The organism is Rhodococcus sp. NPDC058639 (assembly GCF_042717545.1).
In the GTDB taxonomy this organism is placed as follows: Bacteria; Actinomycetota; Actinomycetes; order Mycobacteriales; family Mycobacteriaceae; genus Rhodococcus.
This window is the reverse complement of the sequence record NZ_JBHXRF010000004.1, coordinates 1-23613: the sequence shown is the minus strand read 5'-3', so window position 1 is coordinate 23613 and position 23613 is coordinate 1. Positions and strand designations below refer to the sequence as shown.

Genomic DNA, 23613 nt, shown 5'->3' with positions numbered 1-23613 from the left:
ACGCTGCCCGCATGTCGCACCCGATCATGTTCGACGAGAAAGATCCGCTGCTCGCGCGGGTGCGCGAGCTGGCATTGGCGTTTCCCGGCGCCGGCGAGAAGATCTCACACGGACGTCCCTTCTTCCATACGAAGACGGCGTTCGCGGTGTACGGCGGAACCGTGAAAGAGACCGGACGAAGCTTCCCGCGCTCGCTGATCCTCAAGCCGGACGCCTCCGAGCGGGAAGCGCTGCTTCAGGACGCGCGCACGTACCACCCCGCCTACATGGGTCCGTCGGGATGGATCGGGTTCGACCTCGAGAGCGCCACCGTGGACTGGGACGAGGTCGCCGAGTTGCTGGATATGTCCTTCCGCGTCACCGCTCCCGCGCGACTGGTCCACGAGCTCGATGCCCGCTAGCCGGAAGCCCCGGAGATGCCGATCATCCAGTCGACTCCGAACCTGTCGGTGACCATCCCGAAGATGTCGCCCCACGGCGCAACCTCGAGCGGCACGTCGATTCGGCCGCCTTCGGTCAAACCGTCCCAGTAGCCGCGGAGTTCGGCCTCGTCGTCACCGCTGATGGAAACTGAAAAGTTGGTGCCGGGAATGTACTCCGTCGCCGCGGGGGTATCGGAACCCATCAGGACCATTCCCTTGGCGGTGGTGAGCATCGAATGCATCACCTTGTCCTCATCGCCCGGGTCTCCCATCTGCATCTCCCCGAACGTGGAGATCGTCAGTTCACCTCCGAACACGTCTCGGTAGAACTCCATCGCGTGGCGCGCGGTGTCACGGAAGCCGAGATACGGATTCAGTGTGGTGGGCACGGTCACCAACTCCTTCTGTGTCGGGAAACGCTCGGTCGTGGTGTGGCAGTGCCACGCCGTGACAGACCCGCGGCGTGGCACTTTCTCATCGTGACCGTCTCTTCACACTCACGACACCGCAATCGTCTTTCCGGCGTAGTCCGGCCGCTCGACGGCGTCGGCGAGGACCTCACCGACCGCACCGCGGGCCACGTGCCAACCGGCGACCTCCCCTGTGTCGGACGTCGTCGCCGTACCGGATCCCTCGTCCGTGAGGTTGACCGGCTGCACGAGCGTCCAGAGGACATCACTCTCACGCACGAGAGCGTCCTGTTTCTCGGTGTCCGCGATCTGCGGACCGAGTAGCGCCCGGAACATCAACGCGTATCGCCGGGGCAGTTTGCCGCGGGTGTCCCCCACGCCGTACGAGGTCTGCACGACGAGGCGCCGAACGTCGTGGCGTCCCATCGCGGCCACGATGTTGTGCGTGCCGCGTGAGCGCACATCGAGAGCCGTCCCTGCCGGTCCGCGCATCCGCACGCGGACGGGGTTTTCACTGATCCCCAGCGTCACGATCACCGCGTCCTGACCGCGCACCGCGACATCGACATCCTCCGGCCGGGTGGCATCGCCGGTGACGATCGTCGATCGCCCAGCGAGATCTCCCAGTGCCTTGTCGTTCCGGACGAACACGGTGACGTCGTGACCACGGCGGAGCAGCGCGGTCACTGCCGCTTTCCCGGAACCTCCTGTTGCGCCGACCACCAGTACTTTCATGTTGTCCTCCTCGTTCGCGTCCATAGTTCTGTGTCCAAAACCCAGGCTATGGAGCCGGTTCAGGACCTTCCATGCCCCGAAGCCCAGGTTTTATGCCCGTTCGTCCGGCGCGACTGGACGAACGGGTCGCGAGGGCGGGATTGTGGCCCTATGACGAACACGACGGGCGCGACGGCATATCCGTGGACCCCGGTGGACCCCCTCGGGGAAGCACTGCATCTGCTGCGGATGCGCGGGGGTTTCTACTGCCGCTCCGAGCTGAGTGCGCCGTGGGGTCTGGAGATGCCGGCGTTCGCCGACAGTTCGAGCTTCCATCTGGTCGTCTCGGGCGAGGCATGGCTCGATGTCCCCGGCTCACCGCCGGCGCGCATGCTTCCCGGCGAATTCGCGGTGGTACCCCACGGGACTGGCCACCTGATTCGCAGCGGGCCGACCGCGGCCCGCACCGGTCGCGTCGACACGCTCCCGCAGCAAATGATCGGCGATCACTATTCGGTTCTGCGGCACGGTGGGGGCGGTGACCCCACCGTGCTCGTATGCGGCATCGTCGAATTCGACCATCCGACCGCGCGGCGACTGGTGTCCTTACTGCCGCCGGTCCTGCGGATCGACTCGGGCCTGGGGACCGCATCGCAGATACTCGCGCTGATGGCGGACGAAGCACGCCGGGTGCGGCCCGGTGGCGAGGCAGTGCTGACCCGGTTGGCCGACATCCTCGTGATCCTCGCGATCCGGACCTGGGTCGAGTCCGACCCCGCGGCGCGGGACGGGTGGGTCGGGGCGCTGCAGGATCCGCAGGTGGGTCGCGCGCTCGCGGCGGTGCATCGCGCTCCGGAGGGGCCGTGGAGTGTCGCCGGGCTGGCTCGCGAGGCGGCGATGTCACGATCTGCGTTCGCTGCGCGCTTCACCGAACTGGTCGGGGAACCTCCCATGCGGTACGTCGCCCGATGGCGGATGGAAACGGCAGCCGTCGCGTTGCGCAGGGGCGCGACGGTGGCCGAACTCGCCGCGCGATCGGGGTACGACTCCGAGGCCGCCTTCGCGCGGGCGTTCAAGAGGGCGACGGGAACAACCCCGGGGGCGGTACGGCGGCGCGTGAATCCATCAGCGTGAAGTCCCGCCGGTTCGAGCCCGATCACGGTCAGGAGTGGACGGTATCAACGTCTCGATCACATCGCCGACGACCGCCACGCCGATCGACCGGCACCGAGTTTCAGGCTGCGCACCGCAGCGGGAAGGGTCGGGGCGTTGTCGACGGTGTCATCGGGTGCCTCCGACATGGCGGTCCAGGAAGGCAATCTGATCGGTCACGATCTGCTCGAAGTGGGGGTCCAGATAGGGTTCGAAGTGCGTGCAGTCATAGGACCGCACTTCACCGCGCGGGATGCGCGCCGCGATCTTCCGAGCCTTCGCATACGGGGTGACGTCGTCCTTCGTGGCGAGCTGAACCAGCGTCGGAGCGGTGATGTCGGCTGCCTTCCGACCCGGTGAGTAGAACGGCACGCGGAGCGCGATACGAGCGGCGACATCATTCTCGGCCAGTAGTTTCTCGAACTGGTCTCCGGCCATTCGCTCGACCAGGGCGTAGGCACCGGGGGAGGTCATCATTGCGAGGTCGCCGGGTGTGCCGATGGACTTGACCCGATGGGGCGGGCGGCCCAGCCACGCCCCTACCTGATCGCGCACGGCCGCGACGACGAGGCGGGCGAGGAGTGCGGGGGCTTGCGCGAACGCCGAGGCGGGGCCGGTCATGTGGGGCACCTGCACGATCGCGGCAGCAAGCGCGTGATCCTGGGCGGCCAGGTCCAAGACGTGTCCACCGCCGAACGAGGATCCCCACCCGACGACGCGGGTTGTGTCGACGTTGTGCAGGCTGCGGGCGTAGGCAATGGCGGCACGCCAGTCTGCGTGCTGTCGACCGATGTCGAGGATGCGGCGGGGTTGTCCTCCGCTGGCCCCCCAGTGCCGATAATCGAACACCAGCGCGGCGTATCCAGCTTGGGCGAACCGTGCAGCGTAGGCGTCCAGTCGCAGTTCGCGGAACGCGGCGAAGCCGTGCGCCAGCACGACGACGGGCGGATTCTCGACGCCATCGGGCCGATACAGCCATGCGGCGCAGGGTGTCCCGTCGGACAGGAATGTCACGTCGTGTCGGACGTAGCTGTATGGGTGAGTCAAGGTGTTCCCCCGTCGAGTATCTTGAATGATATTCAACACAAGGTAGCAGCGCCGTGAACGGCATCGAGGAACGGGACCTGGACCGTCCGAGGGGAACCACGCCATGGCACGCAACAAGCGCCCGCAACCCGCCGACGAGAAGCGCGCAGAAATCGTGGCGGCCGCCCGGCGGCTGTTCGTCGAGGATGGCTACGACGCCACTTCGATGAGCCGACTCGCCAAGGAAGCCGGGGTGGCGCCGAACACTATCTACTGGTACTTCGGAAACAAGGACGACGTCTTGATCGCAGTTCTCACGGCGGTCATGGCCGACGTGTGGCCGCGCTACCAGGACGTCGCCGGCGAGCCCATTGCCGCCCGGCTGGCTTGGGTGGTCGGACAACTCACGGACATGAGTCACCTGGTGACGACGGTGCACGCCCGCGTCGGGCACTCACCGGCCATCGCCGAATGGCATCAGAATTTCCATGCGATCACCGGAAGTCTGTTCCGCTACGAGCTCGAGAAGGCCGGAGTCGCCGCCCCGGCCGTGGACGCCGAAGTGATGATCGGCATTTTCACCATCGAAGGACTCCTCGCGCACCACCAGGACGAATCTCAGCAACGCGCCATCTGCGATGCTCTGGCTTCGCGCTGGACGCTGACGTAGTTGTGCCGGAAATGGGCTCACGGAGCTCCACGAGACCCCTCGAGACGCGTGCTGGTCCCGATCGCCGTCCCTGACAGCTGGGATCGGAGCGCGGCTTCGACGTCGAGCAGCGGTCCACGAAGCCGAGTGGCGACCGGGGCAGGGTCGCCGTCCTCGCGACCCGCGAGCGTCTGGCCGCGTCACGGCTCAGTGGGGCATCCGGGGCTCGAACGCAGTCGAGGCGGTCTCGGATTTCTCCGAAACCGCCTCTGACATGCTATTCCTCGGTCGGGCTGACAGGATTTGAACCTGCGACCACTTGACCCCCAGTCAAGTGCGCTACCAAGCTGCGCCACAGCCCGTCCGCGCTCTCTCGAGCGCTCGTTGAGATTACAACAGGGACGGCGGGAAACGCTAATCGCCTGGTCAGAGCCCTATGTCCGTTGGAGTGTCATGGTCGCGGACCGATCACTTGCGACGGTCGCGCTTCTCCCGCACGCGCACGGAGACGCGAACCGGGCTGCCGTCGAAGTTGAACTCCTCACGCAGCTTCCGTTCGATGAACCGGCGGTACCCGGCCTCGAGGAATCCGGTGGTGAACAACACGAAGGTCGGCGGGCGCGTCGCGGCCTGCGTCGCGAACATCACCCGCGGCAACCGGCCACCGCGCATCGGCGGAGGTGTCGCTGCGACGATCTCCTTGAGCCAATTGTTGAGGCGTCCGGTGGAGATGCGCTTGTCCCACGACTCGAGCGCCGTCTCCATGGCCGGGACGAGACGCTGCACCGAGCGACCGGTCTTGGCGGAGATGTTGACCCGCGCCGCCCACGGCACCCGCGACAGGTCGCGCTCGATCTCGCGGCCGAGTTCGTAGCGACGGTCCTCGTCGACGAGATCCCACTTGTTGAAGGCGATCACGAGTGCCCGGCCCGATTCCACGACCATCGTGATGACACGCTGGTCCTGCTCGGTGATGGGCTGGGACGCGTCGATCAGCAGCACCGCGACTTCCGCGGCCTCGATCGCCGCGCGTGTCCGCAGCGACGCATAGAACTCGGCGCCCGACGCGTGCGTGACGCGCTTGCGCAGGCCCGCCGTGTCCACGAACCGCCACGGCTTGCCCCCGAGCTCGACGAGCGAGTCGACGGGGTCGACGGTGGTGCCGGCGACGTCGTGCACCACCGAACGCTCGTCACCGGCGAGCTTGTTGAGCAGGCTCGACTTGCCGACGTTCGGCTTACCGACCAGGGCGACGCGGCGGGGTCCTCCCCCGCCGGTGCCTTCGCGCGGCGTCGCGGGCAGTTTCTCGAGCAGGTCGTCGAGCAGGTCGCCCGTACCGCGCCCGTGGGTGGCGGACACCGAATAGGGCTGACCGAGACCGAGCGACCACAGAGCGGCGGCTTCGGCTTCGACCCGGTCGTCGTCCACCTTGTTCGCGACGAGCAGCACCGGGGTCTTCGAGCGCCGCAACACCTTCGCGACAGCCTCGTCGACGTTGGTCGCACCGACCGTCGCGTCGACGACGACGAGAATCGCGTCGGCGGTCCGCATGGCGACCTCGGCCTGCTGCGCCACGGACTGCATCATGCCCTTGGCATCGGGCTCCCAGCCGCCGGTGTCCTGCACCATGAATCGGCGCCCTGCCCACGTCGCCTCGTACGAGACGCGGTCGCGGGTGACTCCGGGCACATCCTCGACGACCGCCTCGCGGCGCCCGATGATGCGGTTGACCAGAGTCGATTTGCCGACGTTCGGTCGGCCGACGACCGCGACGGTCGGAACCGGCACGAACTCTTCGAAGGCGTCACCGTCGGTAAGGTCGATATCCCAGTCGGTTTCTTCCGACCATGTGCCGTCTCCGGCGAATTCTGTGGTGACGTCGTCGCTCACAGCGTCGCTCCCGTCTGCTCGGTGACCACCGCGACGAGCGCGGCAACCACCTCGTCGATGTTCATATCGCTGGTGTCCACGACGACCGCGTCGTCCGCCGCGCGCAGCGGTGAGACCGCGCGGGTGGAGTCGAGGTGGTCGCGGCGTTGTACCGCCGCGAGCACAGCCTCGTAGTCGTCGCCGCGTCCCTCGGCGATGTTCTGGTTGTTGCGCCGGTGGGCGCGGGCCTCCGGAGAGGCGGTGAGATAGATCTTCACGTCCGAGTCGGGGAACACGACGGTGCCGATGTCACGTCCCTCGACGACGACACGGCCCGCGGCGCGTCCGAGTCGCCGCTGTGCCTCGACGAGGAGCGTGCGCACCTCGGGCACTGCGGAGACCGCGGACACCGCAGCGGTGACCTCCGCGCTGCGGATGACCTCGCGGACGTCCTCACCGTCGAGGCGGATGTCCTCGACGGCCGGATCGGTGCCGATGGACCAGGGCAAGCCTGCGGTGACCGCCGCGATGGCGGCCGGATCGGTCAGATCGGTGCCGCGACGCAGCGCGTGCAGGGTCGCAATCCGATACATGGCCCCGGTGTCGAGGTATGCCGCGTTCAGGTGCTTCGCCAGTCGCTTGGACACCGTGGATTTTCCGGTCCCGGACGGGCCGTCCATCGCGACGATCAGCGGGCCGTCCCCGGCGAGCGGGGCGGAGCCGGTCACAGGCCGACCGCCTCGTACAGTCCGCCGACTTCCTTGCGTCCGAGCACACGGAGAGTGCCGGGCCGCTGGTCGCCGAGCGCGACGGCACCGATGTTGGTGCGCACCAGGCGGATCACCGGGTGACCCACCGCGTCGAGCAGCCGGCGGACGATGTGCTTGCGGCCCTCGTGCAATTCGAGACGCACGCGGGACTGGCCGTTGAAGACTTCGAGCAGTGCGAACTGGTCCACCGAGGCGGGGCCGTCGTCCAGCTCGATGCCTTCCTTGAGCTTCTTGCCGACGCCGCGCGGCAACTCGCCCTTGACGGTCGCCAGGTAGGTCTTGGTGACCTCGAACGACGGGTGCATGAGCCGGTGGGCGAGCTCACCGTCGTTGGTGAGCAGCAGCAGACCTTCGGTGTCCGCGTCGAGCCGGCCCACGTGGAAGAGTCGCTGGCCGGCGGCGATGCGTTCGGAGACGATGTCGCCGACGCAGGGACGGCCGAGATCGTCGGACATCGTGGACTGCCATCCGCGCGGCTTGTTCAGCACGAGATGCACGAGGTCCTTCTTCACGACCACGCGCGTTCCGTCCACGCGGATGACCGTGTTCTCAGGGTCGACGCGAAGGCCCTGTTCGACCACGATCTTGCCGTCGACCTCGACACGACCGGCGTCGATGAGTTCTTCGGCGGCCCGGCGTGAGGCGACACCGGCCTGGGCGAGCACCTTCTGCAGGCGCACTCCCTCACCCGCGGGAAGCTGGGTGGGACCGGCATCGCTGTGCTGATGCCGCGCGGGCTTCGCATTGCTGATCGTCGGGTTGGGCACGGGCCGCTTGGCCGCCGGTTTGGGCGCGGCCGGGCGGCCGCGCTTGTTCAGCGTGGCGCCCTTGCGGTGGGGTTTCTTGCCGGCGTCCGGCGTCGAGGTTGCTGCCCGTCGATCAGGACGAGCGTCGGTGCGGCGATCGGGACGAGCGTCCGTTCGTTCCTCAACCCGGCGATCGGGACGAGAGTCCGTACGACGATCGGTACGGGCGTCGTTCCGGAACTCGGGACGACCCTCCGTACGACGGTCGGGGCGGTGGTCCGAACGACCTTCCGTACGACGATCCGTCCGGTACTCGGGACGACCTGCGGTACGACGGTCGGGGCGGTGGTCCGAACGACCCTCGGTACGACGATCCGTCCGGTACTCGGGACGACCTTCGGTACGACGATCGGTCCGGTGATCCGAACGACCCTCGGTACGACGATCCGTCCGGTACTCGGGACGACCTTCCGTACGACGATCGGGACGGCCTTCCGTACGACGGTCCGTCCGGAAATCCGAACGACCCTCGGTACGACGATCGGTCCGGTGATCCGAACGACCCTCGGTACGACGATCGGTCCGGTGATCCGAACGACCCTCCGTACGACGATCGGGACGACCTTCCGTACGACGATCCGTCCGGAAATCCGAACGACCTTCGGTACGGCGGTCGGGGCGGGAGTCGGTGCGACGATCGGGACGAGCGTCAGTCCGATTGTCGGAGCGCTGAGCGCGAGGATTCTGAGCCTTCGCGGCGCGGGGGTTACTACGATTGCGGTCCGGTGTGCCATCACGGCGAGCGGGTGTATTCACTTGATTCCTGTCAATTCTCTGGATCGAACTCCGCGGGCGAGAGTTTCTCGGGACGCGCGTTCTTTCCCATTCTCTCAAATCGTGGGTCCGACTCGAGACTCTCAGAGATGTCATCGATCACATCGACGTCCGGAAGTAGGGGTCCGACGGGCGGGAGATCCTGCAGCGACGCCAGCCCGAGCCGCTCCAGGAACAGATCCGTCGTGATGTAGAGCGTGCCGCCGGTCTCGCGGTCCGTCCCCGCCTCGGCGATGAGATCCCGGGCGAGCAGTGTCCGCATCACGCCGTCGACATTGACGCCGCGCACGGCACTGACCCGGCCACGGGTCACCGGCTGCCGGTATGCGACGACGGCCAGGGTTTCCAGGGCGGCGCGGGTGAGCTTCGTGCGTGCGCCGCCCTGAAGAAGCTTCTCGACGTACGGGGCGAAGTCGCGGCGTGTGTAGAAGCGCCAGCCGTCGCCGGCGATCCGCAGGTCGATGCCGGAGCCGCGCGCGGTGAGACTGTGTGCGAGGCCGCGCAGTGCGGTCTCCGCACGTTCGGTGGTGACTCCGATGGCGGCGGCGAGTTGCTCGGTGGGTGCCGGCGTGTCGACCACGAGCAGCAGCGCTTCGAGCGCGGCGACGAGTTCGTCGTCGGCCATCTCGAGCAGTTCCGCGTCCCAGGCCCGCTCGTCGGCGGTACCGGCGGCGGCATCCGCGACGTGGTCCTGGCTCATCCGTAGTCCTCCTCGAAGTCGATGGCGGCGTCGTCGTTCTCCCCGGTCCACGCCACCTGCAACGGTCCCAGCGGGTCCGGTTGTTCGAACGTGACGGCACGTTCCCGGTAGAGCTCGAGCAACGCAAGGAACCGGGCGACGATCTGCAGTCCGTGCTCGCACTCGGAAATCAGGTCGTCGAACCCTACCCAGACCCCTGCCCCGCGTTGTTCCAGGACAGCGAGGATCAGAGCCGCCTGCTCGGGTACCGACACGGTCGGCACGTGCAGGTGGTCGAGACCGACTGTGGGAACGGGCTTGGGCCGGAACGCGGCAGCCGCGATCTCCGCGAAGCGCTGGGCGTCGACGCCGAGGACGACGTCGGGCACCAGATTCTCGAAGCATTCTTCGAGGGAGACCGCGCGCGGGTAGCGGCGAAGGGCGGCGCTTTCGAGAGCGGCGAACTGCTCGGCGACGAGTTTGTAGGCCCGGTACTGGAGGAGCCGCGCGAACAGCAGGTCACGGGCTTCGAGGAGGGCGAGGTCTTCAGGATCGTCGACGTCGCCGGACGGCAGCAGTCGCGCCGCTTTGAGATCGAGCAGGGTCGCAGCGACGACGAGAAACTCCGTGGTCTGATCGAGACCCATTTCGGGTCCGAGCCGACGGGTGTAGGAGATGAATTCGTCGGTGACCTCGTGGAGGGCTACTTCGGTCACGTCGAGCCGACGTTGGGAGATCAGGCTGAGCAGCAGATCGAAGGGGCCTTCGAAGTTGCGGAGGCTGAGGTGGAAGCCGGCGGGCCTGTCCGGCTCCGCAGCGACCGTCGCCGAGGTCTCCACGTTCGCTGCTGTATCCGTGGCCTCCGAGGCAGCCGGGACTTCCGGCGCAGCAGGGATTTCCGGGGCGTCCGGCATGTGATTCCGGGCGACGGTAGCCGGACGAGCGGCTTTCGGAGGGGCCGTGTCCGGGGTGGCGGTATACACGGATCAGCGGCCGGCCCGGTGGATCACTTCTCGCGCCAGGCCCCGGTAGGCCTCCGCGCCGGCGGAAGTAGGAGCCCACCGCGTGATCGGTTCGCCCGCGACGCTGGTCTCGGGGAATTTCACGGTGCGGTTGATGACGGCGTCGTAGACGAGATCCCCGAACACCTCGACGACACGCGACATCACTTCGCGGCCGTGCAGGGTGCGCGAGTCGTACATGGTCACGAGAATGCCCGCCACCGTCAGTTTCGGGTTGAGCCGATCCCGGACCTTGGCGACCGTGTCGTTGAGCAGCGCGAGCCCGCGGAGACTGAAGAACTCGCATTCCATCGGGATGAGCACCGAGTCGGCGCAGGCCAGCGCGTTGACGGTGAGAAGCCCGAGTGAGGGCTGGCAATCGACGAGTATGTAGTCGTAGCGGTCGAGCAGAGGGTAGAGAGCGCGCCCGAGCGCCTGCTCGCGACCGACTTCGGAGACGAGTTGGATCTCCGCGGCCGACAGGTCGATGTTGCTGGGCAGGAGATCGAGGTTCTCGATGTGTGTGCGTACGAGGACGTCGTCGGCGGTGACCCGTGGGTCGACGAGAACGTTGTGGACGGTCATGTCGAGGTCGTGGTGGGCGACGCCGAGACCGGCCGACAGGGCCCCTTGGGGGTCGAGATCGACAAGGAGCACACGGCGGCCGCATTCGGCGAGCGATGCCCCGAGGTTGATGGTGGAGGTGGTCTTGCCGACCCCACCCTTCTGGTTGCACATCGCGATGATCTTCGCGGGACCGTGGGAGGAGAGCGGGACAGGTTCGGGTATCGCCCGGCGCGGCCGTCCGGTAGGTCCGAGTTCGACGTCGGCGACCGGCGGCGCGGACTCCGTGTCCCTCGACCCGGTGGCCGCGAGCGCCCATGCGGGTGTTCGGGTGTGTGTGGTTTCCGTGGCGGGTGGCTGAGGTGTGCCCACTTTCGGTACTCCCCCTGTCTGGCGACCCGGTCTCTGTTTCACCGGAGTCTGTATGTCACCGGAGCCCTGGTCCGGCGGCCGTTCCGTTACAGGAACGCTACCGCCTCGTGCCCCCGTTTACCGCACGGACACGCGCCGCCACGCGGTGTAACTCATCTCGCGCGCGGATGCGCGCCGGCCCACACCTCGCGCAACGCACCCACGGTGACCAGCGTGTATATCTGAGTAGTCGTCACAGAAGCATGCCCCAGTAACTCCTGTACCACCCGTACGTCGGCGCCGCCGTCGAGGAGATGCGTCGCGAAAGAGTGGCGGAGCGTGTGGGGGGAGACATTCGAGTCGATTCCGGCGCGTTCCGCGGCGGCCCGCAGCACCGTCCAGGCGCTCTGCCGGGACAGTCGGCCGCCGCGCGCGTTGAGGAACAGCGCGGGCGTGTGTCCGCCGGCGAGGGCGGGTCTGCCCCGCACAAGATAGGCGTCGAGCGCGGCGAGGGCAGGTCGCCCGACGGGAACGAGGCGCTGTTTTCCTCCCTTGCCTCGCAGCAGCACGGCGCGCGACTCGGTGTCGATATCGTCGACGTCGAGCCCCACGGCTTCGGAGATCCGGGCTCCGGTGGAGTACAGCACTTCGAGCAGCGCCCGGTCGCGCAGGCCGCGCGCGCCGTCCGCTTCCCCACCGACCGCGTCGAGGAGCGCGGTGACCTGGTCGACGGTGAGCGACTTCGGCAGTCGCCTGCCCTGGCTCGGTGGGGTGACGGACCGCGCGACGTCCACGGGGGTGTGGCCCTCCGCGGCGGCGAACCGGTGGAGGCCGCGAACCGCGATCAGTGCGCGGGCTACCGAACCGGCAGCGAGCGCGGGACGACCGGCTTCGGGGTCGCCGCGGCGGAGCGCGACCCCGAAATCGGCGATGTGCTGTTCCTCGACCTCGACGAGATCACCGACCCCGCGCTCGGCGAGGTACTCGAGGTACCGGGTCAGGTCCCGCCGGTAGGCCGTGAGCGTGTTGCGGGCAGCACCACGTTCGACGGTGAGGTGATCGAGATAGGCGTCGAGGTGTCGAGCGAGCACGCCCTCTAGGTTCTCACTGTTCGGCGCGCGTTCGGGCGAACGCGCTCGGTCGGTCCGGCCATGCCGCGTCCGGGGCGCGGAGGAACGCTCCCCCGGTGGTGCGAGTGGCGGCGAACGCCAGGATGCCCGAGACCGCCGTGGCATTGACGATATCCCCGCGCAACGCCATGGCGACGGCCTCGTCGAGGGGGACGAACTCCACCTCGAGGTCCGCCTCTTCGTGGACAGGGTCGGGGCGGTCGACCGCGCTGAGACCGCATGCGGCGAAGACCCGGACCGACTCGTCGGTGAATCCGGGCGACAGCGCGATGTCGACGAGCACTTCCCATTCGGCGGCCGCGAGCCCGGTCTCTTCGGCGAGTTCACGGCGTGCAGCGTCGAGGGGGTCCTCACCCGGGGCGTCGAGCAGGCCCGCGGGTAGCTCCCACAGCCGACGGCCGAGCGGATGGCGGTATTGATGGACGAGCACCACCCGGTCGTGTGCGTCCACGGCCACCACGGCCACGGCGCCGTGGTGCTCGACGACTTCCCGTTCGGCGGTCTGCCCGCCGGGCATGACCACCTCGTCGACGCGCAGCGACACGATGGCGCCGGTGTAGATCCGTCTGCTGGACCGGGTGCTGAACTCGTGTCGCTGCGCCATCGATCTACTCGGCGTCGCCGGAGCCGGACGCGGACGTGACCGGCTCGGCGGCGGCCGGGTCACCGCCGTGGACGTCGACGGGCAGCCGTTCGGCGGCCTTGTACTGCAGTGCTGCGGCGATCAGCCCGGCGAAGAGCGGGTGCGGGCGGGTCGGGCGGCTCTTCAGTTCGGGATGCGCCTGGGTCGCCACGAAGTAGGGGTGGGTGCTCGCGGGGTACTCGACGAACTCCACCAGGCGGCCGTCGGGCGACGTGCCCGAGAACACCAGTCCCGACTTCGCGATCTCGTCGCGGTAGGCGTTGTTGACCTCGAACCGGTGACGGTGCCGTTCGGAGACGTGCTCGGAGCCGTACGCCTTGGCGACGACCGAACCCTTCTTCAGCGTGGCCGGGTAGGCGCCCAACCGCATCGTGCCACCGAGGTCGGCTTCGCCGGCGACGGCCTGCTCCTGGTCGGCCATCGTCGAGATCACCGGTGCTGTGGTGTCGGGATCGAACTCGGTGGAGGAGGCATCGGTGATTCCCACGGACCGCGCGGCTTCGATGACGACGCCCTGCAGGCCGAGGCACAGGCCGAGCAGCGGGATCTTGCGGATACGGGCGAAGCGGATCGCGCCGAGCTTGCCTTCGATTCCGCGGATACCGAATCCGCCGGGGATCAGCACGGCGTCGACGTCACCGAGGTGCTTCTCGGCGCCGGCTTCGGTTTCGCATTCGTCGGAGGCGACCCAGCGGATCTTCACCTTGGCGCGGTGCGCGAATCCACCGGCGCGCAGTGCCTCGGTCACCGACAGGTAGGCGTCGGGCAGGTCGATGTACTTGCCGACGAGCGCGACCTCGACGGTCTCGCGGGGGTTGTGCACCCGCTCGAGCAGGTCGCCCCACACCGTCCAGTCGACGTCGCGGAACGGCAGGCCGAGCTGACGCACGACGTAGGCGTCGAGGCCTTCGCTGTGGAGCACCTTCGGGATGTCGTAGATGCTGGGGGCGTCGGGGCACGAGATGCACCCGGCGAGGTCGACGTCGCACATCAGCGAGATCTTGGCCTTGAGCGTGGCCGGCACATCGCGGTCGCAACGCAGGACGAGAGCGTCGGGCTGGATGCCGATGTTGCGCAGCGCCGCGACCGAGTGCTGGGTCGGCTTGGTCTTCAGTTCGCCGGACGGGCCGAGGTACGGCACCAGCGACACGTGCAGGAAGAAGCAGTTGTCGCGGCCGACCTCGTGACGGACCTGGCGTGCGGCCTCGAGGAACGGCTGGGATTCGATGTCTCCGACGGTGCCACCGATTTCGGTGATCACGACGTCGGGGATCTGGCCCTCGTTGTCGGGTGCGGCCATCGCGAGGATGCGCCGTTTGATCTCGTCGGTGATGTGCGGGATCACCTGCACGGTGTCGCCGAGATACTCTCCGCGGCGTTCCTTCGCGATGACCGTCGAATACACCTGGCCGGTGGTGACGTTCGCGTCGGCGCTGAGATCGCGATCGAGGAAGCGCTCGTAGTGGCCGACGTCGAGGTCGGTTTCGGCGCCGTCCTCGGTGACGAAGACCTCACCGTGCTGGAACGGATTCATGGTGCCGGGATCGACGTTGAGGTACGGGTCCAGCTTCTGCATCGTGACCCGCATCCCGCGGGCGGTGAGCAGCGCTCCGAGGCTCGACGCGGTGAGACCTTTGCCGAGCGAGGACGCGACGCCCCCGCTGACGAAGATGTGCTTGGTAGCGGTACGCGAAAGGCGTGACTGTGGCAAAAGAGCTCCCGTGACGTCAGGTGCAGGACTTTTGGACTGATGTGATGCAGCTGGGGCCTGCCGACCCACGGAACTTCACGGTAACACCTTCTGCGTCCGGGGCGTACTCGACTCGCCTGTATCGCCCTCCGGTGCTGTGGACGTCACATTTCCGGACGGCTGAGACACGTGCACCGGGCCGGACGGTGTGCGCTCAGCGCGCCGCGGAGCCGACGGTGACGCCGCTCGCTCCGGGACCGGTGCCGTAGCGTCCGGCGCCTCCGTCGAGCTGTTCCCGGACCGCGAGAATCGTGGTTATCCGGCCGGCTTCCCGATCGAGATTGTCCACGGTGGACAGCCCGGAGGACAGTGCCGCATCGGCACGCACCACGGCGACAGGGCCGTTTCCGGCCGCGGCACCCGGGCGACCGGCGAGGACGGCACCGGCTCCACGGGCGTCGACAGCGGCGGCGAAGCGGGCGACGAGAGCCCCACGGTTTCCGCCGGCGGCATCGCTCCCGGCAGCGGGTTCGCCGGTGATGACGAGCGCCGTCTGCGCCGGCTCGGACTCTCCGTCGTCGTAGCCGATGAAGCCGCCGCTGCGGAGAGTGGTCAGGGCCAGCGCGCGCTCCTCCGGAGTGCCGCGGGCCTCACCGGTCACCGGGTCGACCAACAGCACTGCGCCGAGAAGGTCCCCGGCGAGGCTGCCCGGATCGACGGCGCCGGTCTGCAGCTCCACCCCGGCGGGAATGACATTGGTGACCGTGGTGCGCAGTTGGTCGGCTCCGGACGCGCCGACGAAGGAGTCGGTGAGCGCGAGCCGGCCGGTGACCCTTCCTCCGGCGTCCCCCACCGTGCGTACCAGTGCGTCGACGTCGGCGGGATCGGCGTCAGGGGTGGTGACGACGAGGACGGTGCGGTCGGTGAGGGCATCGCGCACCACGCGCGGCGCGACGGTTGCGTCGAACCCGTCGGCGGCGACGAGTTGTCCGTCGAGCCGGGCCGCCCGGTCCTCGGCGTCCTGTAGTTCGCGCCGCATCTCGGATTTGTCGTCCCGCAGGCCGGAGACCACGCTGCCCGACAACAGTCCCGATCCGAGCACGATGCCGAGCGCCAGGGCCAGGAACACGGCCACCAGCGAGACGGCGTGGTGACGCAGCGAAATCACGCGCGCAGGCCCCGGACCCAGTCGACGGCGCTGTCCCACCATTCCTGGGCCAGGGCGACAACATCGCCCCCGAGATTGGAGACGACCAGCGCCGCGATGATCGCGATCAGCGCTGCGAAGATCAACAAGGCGATGATGCCGCCGGAGACGCGGCTGCGGTACAGCGTGGCGACAGCCTTGGCGTCGACAAGTTTCGGTCCGACCTTGAGCCGCGTCATGACCGCCGACGGGTTGGTGTCGCGACGCCCCTGGTCGAAGAACTCGTCGAGCGAGACGGTGCTGCCCACAGTGACCACGAGCGCGGCGCCGTGATGATCGACGAGCAGCAGCGCGAGGTCGGTGGGCGTTCCGGCCGCCGGGAAGGTCATCGCGCCGATACCGAGGTCCTGAATGCGTTCGAGACCGGGAGCGTGGCCGTCCGGGTCCGCGGGAAGCACCACCTCGGCACCGGATTTGAGGGTCGCCGTGCCGATCCCGTCCGGATCACCGACGATCAGATCCGGTCGGTACCCGGCCTTGGTGAGCGCGTCCGCACCCGGTCCGACGCCGACGAGTATCGGCGAATATTCCTTGATGAACGGCTTGAGATCCTTGAGGTCCTGGACGTGGCCGGGCCCGTCGGACACCACCACGACGTGCCGGTCGCGTAGGTCGAGGTCGATCTCCGGGATGCCGACGCCGTCGATGAGCAGTGGGCTCTCCGACCGGATGAACTCGATGGTGTTGCCGGAAAACGCTTCGAGGTGGTCGACGAGACCCGTCTTGGCTTCGATCATCCGATCGGAGATCTCGGCTTCGGTCTGTTCGTCACCCTGCACCAGCAGTCGCTCGCCGGCGTATACGCCACCCTCGTAGAGCCGGACCTTGGCGCCGTCCTTGATCTTCTTGAATGTCTCGGCGCCGGTGTTGTCGACCAGGAGGATGCCGTTGGCGACGATCACCTCGGGGCCCAGATTCGGATACCGGCCCGAAATCGAGGCCGATGCATTGACGACGGCCGACACGCCTGCTTCGACGAGAGCGTCTGCGGTGACACGATCGAGGTCGACCACGTCGAGGACCACCACATCGCCGGGGCCGACCCGGCGCAACAGCTTCGCGGAGTTCGTATCGACCCTCGCGATACCGCTGACTCCGGGCAACGTTTCGTTGGTACGTGACAGCAGCGCCGGCATCTTCATGGCAAAGATGATGCTCCGGAGTTCCGGTCAGTTATCGGAGGCGCGCCGAGACGACGCCGCTACGCCGCTTCCACGGGCCGATCACAGTGCCCGCTCGGCGTGCGCGACGGCGAGCAACTCCTCGGCGTGGGCGCGACCCGTTTCGGTGTCGTCGAGTCCCGCGAGCATCCGGGCGAGTTCGGCGACACGTTCGGCGTCCGACAGCATCCGCACGCCGCTGCTCACCACACCGGCACGGTCGTCCACCTTGTCCACCACCAGGTGCGTGTCGGCGAACGCGGCGACCTGCGGGAGGTGGGTGACGACGATGACCTGATGGGTGCGGGACAACCGAGCCAGCCGGCGGCCGATCTCGACAGCGGCACGGCCTCCGACGCCGGCGTCGACCTCGTCGAAGACCATGGTCGCGCCACGCTCGGAGCCTGCGAGGACCACCTCGAGCGCGAGCATCACGCGCGAGAGTTCGCCGCCGGACGCGCTGCGCGCCAGGGGCAGAGCCGGAGCGCCATCGTGCGCGGCAAGCCGGAACTCCACCTCGTCGACGCCGGACTCACCGGCGTGCAGGACGCGGTCACCGATGGGTAGCGGCGCGGAATCCGCCGCCGCGGCCTGCTGTTCACGGATCTGCACCTCGAGCACCGCGCGGCCCATCGCCAGTCCGGCGAGTTCTTTGCTCACCGCTTTCGCGAGCTTCCCCGCCACCTTGTGGCGTGCCGCCGACAACGCCGTCGCGGCCTCCGCGGTGGCGGTGGCCTCGGCGTCGACCTCGGCGGCGAGTTTGTCGAGGGCCTCGGCGGACACATCGAGGCTCGAGAGTCGTTCCCGGGCGCCGCGCGCCCACTCGAGTACCCCGTCGACGTCCGCCGCGTATTTCCGGGTCAGGGTTTTCAGTTCGGCCTGCCTGGTGAGCAGCGTTTCGAGCGCGCCCGGGTCGGACGGGAGATCCCCCAGGTAGCCCGACAGATCACCGGCCACGTCGGTGACCACCGCGATGGCGTCGTCCAGGCGTGGCCCGAGGTCGCGAAGGGCCGGGTCGTCGCTGCCGTCCACGCGCGAGCGTGCCTCACCCAGCAAGTCGAGTGCGGAGCGTGCTTCGTCACCGTCGGCGGCGTCCTGGCCGGCGAGCACCGCGTGCGCGCCCATCGCTGCCTCGCGGAGAGAATCGAGATCGGACAGGCGACGGACGTCGTCGACGAGCCGGGCATCCTCCCCTGGCTCCGGATCGACGCGCTCGATCTCGTCGAGTCCGTACTGGAGACGGTCGGCTTCCTGCGCCAGCTCCCGCGACCGTTCGGTACGTTCGTGCAATTCTGCGCGGGCGTCGAGCCACCGACGCCGGTGCGTGCGATACCGGTCGAGCAGCGGAACGATCGCCTTGCCGCCGAACCGATCCAGCGCGGAGCGCTGTTCACCCGGGCGGAGCAGGCGCAATTGGTCGTTCTGTCCGTGCACGGTGAGCAGCGGGTCGGTGAACTCCGAGAGCACACCCACCGGGACACTGCGTCCCCCGAGGTGGGCGCGGGACCGGCCGTCGCTGCCCACGCTGCGGACGGCGATGATGCTGCCGTCCTCGTCGCGCTGCGCACCGGCGGCCTCGAGAAGCCGGGCAACTTCTTTTTCGACGTGACTGGCGCCGTCGTCGACGCTGAAGCGTCCCTCGACCACGGCACGGTTCGCGCCGACGCGGACTCGTGTCGCGTCCGCCCGAACCCCGGACAGCAGGTGCAGGCTCGTGACCACCATGGTCTTGCCGGCCCCCGTCTCGCCGGTCAGCACCGTCAGACCACCGTGGAACCGGGCGCTCGCCTCGGAGATGACGCCCAAATTGTCGATCCGGATCTCAGCGAGCATCTCAGAGCTTCCTTCCCCGCCAGCCCTTCACCGGAAGTTCGAACTTTCGCACCATCCGGTCTGCGAACGGTGCCGAATCCAGCCGTACCCAGCGCACCGGGTGCCGGCCGCGCACCACGTCGAGGCGTCCGCCCGCGGGCAGTTCGAGCGTGCGCCGGCCGTCGCAGAACACCACCCCGTCGTGGCCCCCGGCGAGGGTTTCGACGGCAATGATCGATTCGGGACTCGTCACCAGCGGGCGCGCGAACAGCGCGTGCGCGTTGCTCGGGATCACCAGTAGTGCCTCGAGTTCCGGCCACACCACAGGACCGCCCGCGGAGAACGCGTAGGCGGTCGAACCGGTGGGGGTTGCGATGAGCACCCCGTCGCAACCGAAGGACGACACCGGCCTGCCGTCGACCTCGAGCACGACCTCGAGCACCCCGAGCCGGGATTTGTTCTCGAGGCTCGCCTCGTTCAGCGCCCAGCCGCGGTCGACGATCCTGTCGTCGACGCGGATGGTCACGTCCAGTGTCATTCGTTCTTCGATGCGGTACTCGCGGTGGGCGACCTGATGTAGTGCGTCTTCGAGGTGTTCGGCTTCGGCCTCGGCAAGGAACCCGATTCGTCCGAGGTTGATGCCCAGCACAGGGACCGACGCATACTGTGCGAGTTCGGCGGCGCGGAGGAAACTTCCGTCCCCGCCCAGCACGATGACCATCTCGCAGCCTGCGGCGGCGTCGGGGCCGGGTTCGACGATGCGGATGAAGCTGCCGGGGATTGCCAGAACTCCCAGCCCGTTGCTGCCGGCCTCGTCCTCGAGTACCCGGAGGCCGATGCCCGCCTCGCCCAGCACCTTGGCGACCCGCAGGGCGGTGGTCGCGATCTCGTCGCGGCCCGCATGCGAGACGAGCAGAATCTCGCGTTCGGTGCGTCCGGGACCCGTCGGCGCAGTGGTCCCAGGGTCAAGCTGCGCCGGCTCTGTTGCCCCCGGGTCCAGGTGCGCCGGCCCTGTTGTCCCCGGGTTCGGCTGCGCCGGCCATGTTGTCACTGTGGTCCTTCCTGTACCGCGCGGTGGACGAGATCGATCACGTTCGGGTCGAGCTCCTCGGCGCCCGGTTCGCCGGCCCGCAGCCACAGGAAGTACTCCACGTTCCCGGACGGACCCGGCAGCGGGCTTGCGACCACTCCCCGGGTGCGGAGCCCGGCACGCTGGGCTTCGCGCGCCACGTCGAGCACCGCTTCGGCCCGGAGTTCGGGGTCTCGCACAACTCCGCCGCTACCGACGCGGTCCTTGCCGACTTCGAACTGGGGTTTCACCATCGGAAGCAGATCGGCGCCCGGAGCCGCGCAACGCACGAACGCGGGCAACACCAGTTTCAGGGAGATGAAGGACAGATCCGCCACCACCACTTCGACCGGTCCTCCGATGAGATCCGCGTCGATGGTACGCACATTTGTTCGATCGATCACGTGGACACGCGGATCGGATTGCAGTCTCCAGACGAGCTGCCCGTATCCCACGTCTACGGCGACCACTTCCGAGGCACCTTCGTGCAGAAGGACATCGGTGAATCCACCCGTCGACGCACCTGCGTCGAGGCATCGTTTGCCGGAAACCTGCAGGCCCTGCGGGGTAAAGGCTTCGAGTGCTCCGAGAAGTTTGTGCGCGCCACGTGAGGCCCAGGAGACCTCGTCCGCGACCTCGGTGACGAGTAGCGGGGTGTTCGGCTCGACGGCGGTGGCGGCTTTGGTCGCCACGGTGCCCGCGATCAACACCCGGCCCGCGGCGATCAGCTCGCTCGCGTGCTCCCGCGAACGCGCCAATCCGCGACGAACCAGTTCTGCGTCGACCCGTGCTCGGCGCGCCACGTCAGATCTTGTCCACGGTCGCCAGCGCCTGCACGAGAACGTCGTGGGCCTGGTCGAGCAGCTGGGCCTGGCGGGAGATCCCCTGGGCCGTATCGGAGGTGTCCGCGCTGTCGCGCGCGCGCATCAGCAACGCATCGACCTCCGCGTGGATACGGTCGGGATCGATCGCTGCTCGTGGGCCGGGAACGTGTTCGCCCGGGCGTGGAATAGACGTGCTCATCACCGACCACGCTAGTGCATCTACGCCACGACCGGCACACGGCACGACCCGATTCAGGGAGCGATGCCCCACTCCTCGAGCACGCTGCGCGCGTGCTCGTCGACCGGCCGGACTCGACCGAAACCGGGGTTCGACCAGGCGATGCCGAGCAGTCCGCGTAGGACCTCCATCGCGTCGCCGGCCACTCCGGTGGATTCGAGATACAGATCGCCGTCCTCGACACGTGCCGTCCAGTGCCCGCCGGGCATCACCCGGACCTGTGACGCCGGAGCGTCGAGGCACCCGAGCGAGGCACCGACGTAGGTGGGGCGTTGCTCCACGGGTGCACGCAAGAGGTCGTCGACCGTGCTGACGCCGGTCAGAACAAGGAGGGAGTCCGCGCCGACGGCGTTGGCGCCTTCGATGTCGGTGTCGAGCCGATCACCGATGACCAACGGTCGTTGTGCGGCACCACGCCGGATCGCATCCTCGAGCAAGGGGGCCGCCGGCTTGCCTGCCACGACGGGCTCGGCGCCGGTGGCGTGACGCACCGCCGCGACCATCGACCCGTTGCCGAGCACCAGTCCCCGTTCGGTGGGCAGCGTCGAGTCGATGTTCGTCGCGACCCACCAGGCGCCGGCGCGAATGGCGAGTGTCGCCTCGGCCAGCATCGGCCACCCCGTCTCGGGTGAATGTCCCTGGACCACGGCGACGGGCTCTGCGTCGGCGGTGCGCACCGGGTTCAATCCCACCCGGGCGACCTCCTCGGCCAGCGCGTCGGTACCGACTACCAGGACAGGCGATCCCGACGGCACCTGTTCCGCAAGCAGACGGGCGGCGGACTGCGAACTCGTCACCACCGACGCGTCGTCCGCCGGGAACCCCAGGTCACGGAGATGGCGTGCGACTTCGCTCGGGCGACGGCTCGCGTTGTTTGTGACGTAGAACAGGTTGTCGCCGGCGGTCAACGCCTCGCGGGCACCGGGAACGGCATCCGCGCCTCGATAGACCGTGCCGTCGAGGTCCAGGAGGAGGACATCGTAGAGCGAACGCAGAGAGTCACCGGTGTACTCGGCCGCCGCGTCGCCGAAGGCGCCGCTCGACGACGTCACAAGTCTCCTCCGGTGAGCTCCTCCACCCGATCCTCGGCGTCGGTGACACCTTCGATGTCGGCTTCGGCGGAGTGCAGGAACCACTGCACGCCTTCTTCCGCGCGTCCCGCTGCGACGAGTGCGTCGGCGTACGCGTAGAAGAGCCGTGCCGCGGGCGTACCGGAACGGGTCGGGTCGAGATCGGAGGTCTGCAGTGTCACGACGGCCTGGTCGTACTGGCCGAGATCCATGCGGGCACCCGCGACAACGATCCGCAGTTCACTGGCTTCGTCACCGGTGAGGGCACGTGCTTCTTCGCTGCGCCCGAGTTCGATGGCCTTCTCCGGTCGTCCGAGGCCACGTTCGCAATCGGCCATGACGGCGAGAAGCGCTGTTCCACCGGACATCCGGCGTGCTGCACGGAGTTCGGAGAGTGCCTCGGCCCACTCGCCTGCGTGATACGCGGTGATACCGGCGGCCTCACGGACGACTGCGATCCGGCCGGCACGCTGACGTGCGGCACGGGCATGCGCCAACGCGAGGCGCGGGTCGTCGTCGATGAGCTTTCCCGCCATCACCAGGTGACGTGCGACGGCGTTGGCGTTCAGCTTGTCGAGACTGAGCAGATCGCGCCGGATCGCCGGGTCCAGTTCGGAGGCTTCGACGTTCTCGGGCAGGTCCGGCTCGTCGGGGCGAGCATCGCGCCGGGGGGCAGAACCGTCACGTCCGCCTGCCGGGCCGAAACCGCCTTCGCCGCCACGACGCCGAGGGGCCTCGCTACCGCGGCGATCGCCGCCGTAGCTGCGGGCTCCGCGATCGTCGCTTCCACGGCGGTCATCGCTTCCACGGCGATCGTCGCCGTAGCTGCGACCTCCGCCGCGTGCGTCGTCGCGGCTGCGGTCACCGGTGGGACGATTCGGACGCTCGCTGCGACCGGCGTCTCGACGGGACGGATCCGACGAAGGTCGGTTCCGATCACCGAACTGCCGTCCGCGGTCGTCACCCCTGCTCTGCCGAGGATCGCTGTCGCGGTTCGGGCGCGAGTCGCCACTACGGCTGGGCCGTGAGTCGTCACGCCGGCGGTCGCCGGACGGCTGGTCGCGCTGCGGCCGGTAGCCGCGGTCGGGCCTGTCGTCGCTGCGGGGTGGACGCGCGTCCCCCTCACGGCGGGGCCGGGAGTCGTTGTTGCGGTCGGGTCGTGCATCGCCTTCTCGGCGGGGGCGCGCATCCTCACTCCGGCCGCGCTGTGCGCGATCCGGGTAGGAGCGTTCACCGCTGCGCTGAGGCCGGCGGTCGTCGCCGCGTCCGGCGGAGGAATCGTCACGCCTGTCGCCGCTCTGCCTGCGGTCGTCGTTGCCGCGATTGGTCTGCGAGCCTTCTTTGCCTTCGCCCCGGCCCGACCAGGGAGTAGATCCTCCACTCCGGAAGGATCGACGCTCACCGTTGTTGTCGGACACAGAAAAAATCCTTTCATAAAAGCACGATAAAAACACGAAAGGGGACCCAATTATTGGGTCCCCTTTCGGTAACGGGTGTTCGGCGGTGTCCTACTCTCCCACACCCTGTCGAGTGCAGTACCATCGGCGCAATGGGGCTTAGCTTCCGGGTTCGGAATGGGACCG

Annotated in this window: 22 protein-coding genes, 1 tRNA gene, 1 rRNA gene and 1 pseudogene; 3 read left to right on the top strand and 22 right to left on the bottom strand. The window is 68.3% G+C overall.

Annotation, left to right across the window (positions count from 1 at the left end; all coding sequences use genetic code 11):
- Positions 1-11 precede the first annotated feature (11 nt).
- Complete coding sequence (locus tag ACFWU2_RS08460; RefSeq protein WP_072698079.1) at positions 12-401, top strand: MmcQ/YjbR family DNA-binding protein; 390 nt, start codon at positions 12-14, stop codon at positions 399-401.
- Here the strand turns inward: ACFWU2_RS08460 and ACFWU2_RS08455 are convergent.
- Positions 398-811 (bottom strand): VOC family protein, encoded by a 414-nt coding sequence (locus ACFWU2_RS08455; protein ID WP_378603868.1) that lies wholly within the window; start codon positions 809-811, stop codon positions 398-400. The genes ACFWU2_RS08460 and ACFWU2_RS08455 overlap by 4 nt on opposite strands.
- Positions 812-919: 108 nt before the next feature.
- Complete coding sequence (locus tag ACFWU2_RS08450; protein ID WP_378603865.1) at positions 920-1567, bottom strand: NAD(P)-dependent oxidoreductase; 648 nt, start codon at positions 1565-1567, stop codon at positions 920-922.
- 150 nt (positions 1568-1717) lie between these two features.
- Between ACFWU2_RS08450 and ACFWU2_RS08445 the strand changes: the two genes are divergently transcribed.
- The gene (locus ACFWU2_RS08445; protein ID WP_378603862.1) at positions 1718-2680 is read left to right on the top strand and encodes an AraC family transcriptional regulator; all 963 of its coding nucleotides are present in this window, start codon (positions 1718-1720) and stop codon (positions 2678-2680) included.
- A 147-nt stretch (positions 2681-2827) separates the two neighbouring features.
- Here the strand turns inward: ACFWU2_RS08445 and ACFWU2_RS08440 are convergent, their stop codons facing one another.
- Complete coding sequence (locus ACFWU2_RS08440) at positions 2828-3745, bottom strand: alpha/beta hydrolase (protein ID WP_378603859.1); 918 nt, start codon at positions 3743-3745, stop codon at positions 2828-2830.
- 103 nt (positions 3746-3848) lie between these two features.
- Between ACFWU2_RS08440 and ACFWU2_RS08435 the strand changes: the two genes are divergently transcribed.
- On the top strand, positions 3849-4394 hold the full coding sequence (locus ACFWU2_RS08435) for a TetR/AcrR family transcriptional regulator (protein WP_378603856.1): 546 nt from the start codon (positions 3849-3851) through the stop codon (positions 4392-4394).
- 267 nt (positions 4395-4661) lie between these two features.
- On the opposite strand, the gene ACFWU2_RS08430 is transcribed toward ACFWU2_RS08435, so the two are convergent.
- The 19 genes and pseudogenes from ACFWU2_RS08430 to rrf form a co-directional block, all read right to left on the bottom strand.
- Positions 4662-4735: transfer RNA gene (locus tag ACFWU2_RS08430), tRNA-Pro, on the bottom strand.
- A 106-nt stretch (positions 4736-4841) separates the two neighbouring features.
- A complete protein-coding gene (gene der, locus ACFWU2_RS08425) occupies positions 4842-6263 on the bottom strand; it encodes a ribosome biogenesis GTPase Der (RefSeq protein ID WP_169622354.1) in 1422 nt (473 codons plus the stop codon).
- Positions 6260-6922, bottom strand: a complete 663-nt coding sequence (gene cmk / locus ACFWU2_RS08420) for a (d)CMP kinase (protein ID WP_378605143.1) — start codon at positions 6920-6922, stop codon at positions 6260-6262. Before cmk ends, der begins: the two co-directional genes overlap by 4 nt.
- 44 nt (positions 6923-6966) lie before the next feature.
- Positions 6967-7971 (bottom strand): annotated as a pseudogene (locus tag ACFWU2_RS08415) (pseudouridine synthase); the annotation flags it as partial.
- Positions 7972-8584: 613 nt separating this feature from the next.
- Positions 8585-9292 carry an SMC-Scp complex subunit ScpB gene (scpB, locus tag ACFWU2_RS08410; RefSeq protein WP_378603853.1) on the bottom strand — a complete coding sequence of 236 codons (708 nt, stop codon included), beginning with the start codon at positions 9290-9292 and terminating at the stop codon, positions 8585-8587.
- Positions 9289-10185 (bottom strand): segregation and condensation protein A, encoded by an 897-nt coding sequence (locus tag ACFWU2_RS08405; RefSeq protein WP_378603850.1) that lies wholly within the window; start codon positions 10183-10185, stop codon positions 9289-9291. The genes scpB and ACFWU2_RS08405 overlap by 4 nt, the downstream gene beginning before the upstream one ends.
- Positions 10186-10257: 72 nt before the next feature.
- Positions 10258-11208, bottom strand: a complete 951-nt coding sequence (locus ACFWU2_RS08400) for a ParA family protein (protein ID WP_378603847.1) — start codon at positions 11206-11208, stop codon at positions 10258-10260.
- Between the two features lie 152 nt (positions 11209-11360).
- Complete coding sequence (xerD, locus tag ACFWU2_RS08395) at positions 11361-12278, bottom strand: site-specific tyrosine recombinase XerD (protein ID WP_378603840.1); 918 nt, start codon at positions 12276-12278, stop codon at positions 11361-11363.
- A gap of 13 nt (positions 12279-12291) precedes the next feature.
- Positions 12292-12921, bottom strand: a complete 630-nt coding sequence (locus ACFWU2_RS08390; protein WP_378603837.1) for an NUDIX domain-containing protein — start codon at positions 12919-12921, stop codon at positions 12292-12294.
- A 4-nt stretch (positions 12922-12925) separates the two neighbouring features.
- Positions 12926-14671: a CTP synthase gene (locus ACFWU2_RS08385; protein ID WP_378603834.1), complete on the bottom strand. Its 1746-nt coding sequence runs from the start codon at positions 14669-14671 to the stop codon at positions 12926-12928.
- A 193-nt stretch (positions 14672-14864) separates the two neighbouring features.
- Entirely contained in the window at positions 14865-15818 is a 954-nt protein-coding gene (locus tag ACFWU2_RS08380) for a copper transporter (RefSeq protein WP_378603831.1), read from the bottom strand.
- Positions 15815-16999 (bottom strand): putative cytokinetic ring protein SteA, encoded by a 1185-nt coding sequence (steA, locus tag ACFWU2_RS08375; RefSeq protein WP_378603828.1) that lies wholly within the window; start codon positions 16997-16999, stop codon positions 15815-15817. Before steA ends, ACFWU2_RS08380 begins: the two co-directional genes overlap by 4 nt.
- An 81-nt stretch (positions 17000-17080) precedes the next feature.
- Complete coding sequence (recN, locus tag ACFWU2_RS08370; RefSeq protein ID WP_378603825.1) at positions 17081-18850, bottom strand: DNA repair protein RecN; 1770 nt, start codon at positions 18848-18850, stop codon at positions 17081-17083.
- A gap of 1 nt (position 18851) precedes the next feature.
- The gene (locus tag ACFWU2_RS08365) at positions 18852-19748 is read right to left on the bottom strand and encodes an NAD kinase (protein WP_296550984.1); all 897 of its coding nucleotides are present in this window, start codon (positions 19746-19748) and stop codon (positions 18852-18854) included.
- A 128-nt stretch (positions 19749-19876) separates the two neighbouring features.
- Positions 19877-20701, bottom strand: a complete 825-nt coding sequence (locus ACFWU2_RS08360) for a TlyA family RNA methyltransferase (protein WP_378603822.1) — start codon at positions 20699-20701, stop codon at positions 19877-19879.
- A 1-nt stretch (position 20702) separates the two neighbouring features.
- Positions 20703-20921, bottom strand: coding sequence for a hypothetical protein (locus ACFWU2_RS08355; protein ID WP_378603819.1), 219 nt, complete (start codon positions 20919-20921; stop codon positions 20703-20705).
- A gap of 53 nt (positions 20922-20974) precedes the next feature.
- Entirely contained in the window at positions 20975-22012 is a 1038-nt protein-coding gene (locus ACFWU2_RS08350; protein ID WP_378603816.1) for an HAD-IIA family hydrolase, read from the bottom strand.
- Positions 22009-23448, bottom strand: coding sequence for a hypothetical protein (locus ACFWU2_RS08345; protein ID WP_378603813.1), 1440 nt, complete (start codon positions 23446-23448; stop codon positions 22009-22011). The genes ACFWU2_RS08350 and ACFWU2_RS08345 overlap by 4 nt, the downstream gene beginning before the upstream one ends.
- A gap of 77 nt (positions 23449-23525) precedes the next feature.
- Positions 23526-23613 (bottom strand): 5S ribosomal RNA (gene rrf, locus ACFWU2_RS08340); the annotation flags it as partial.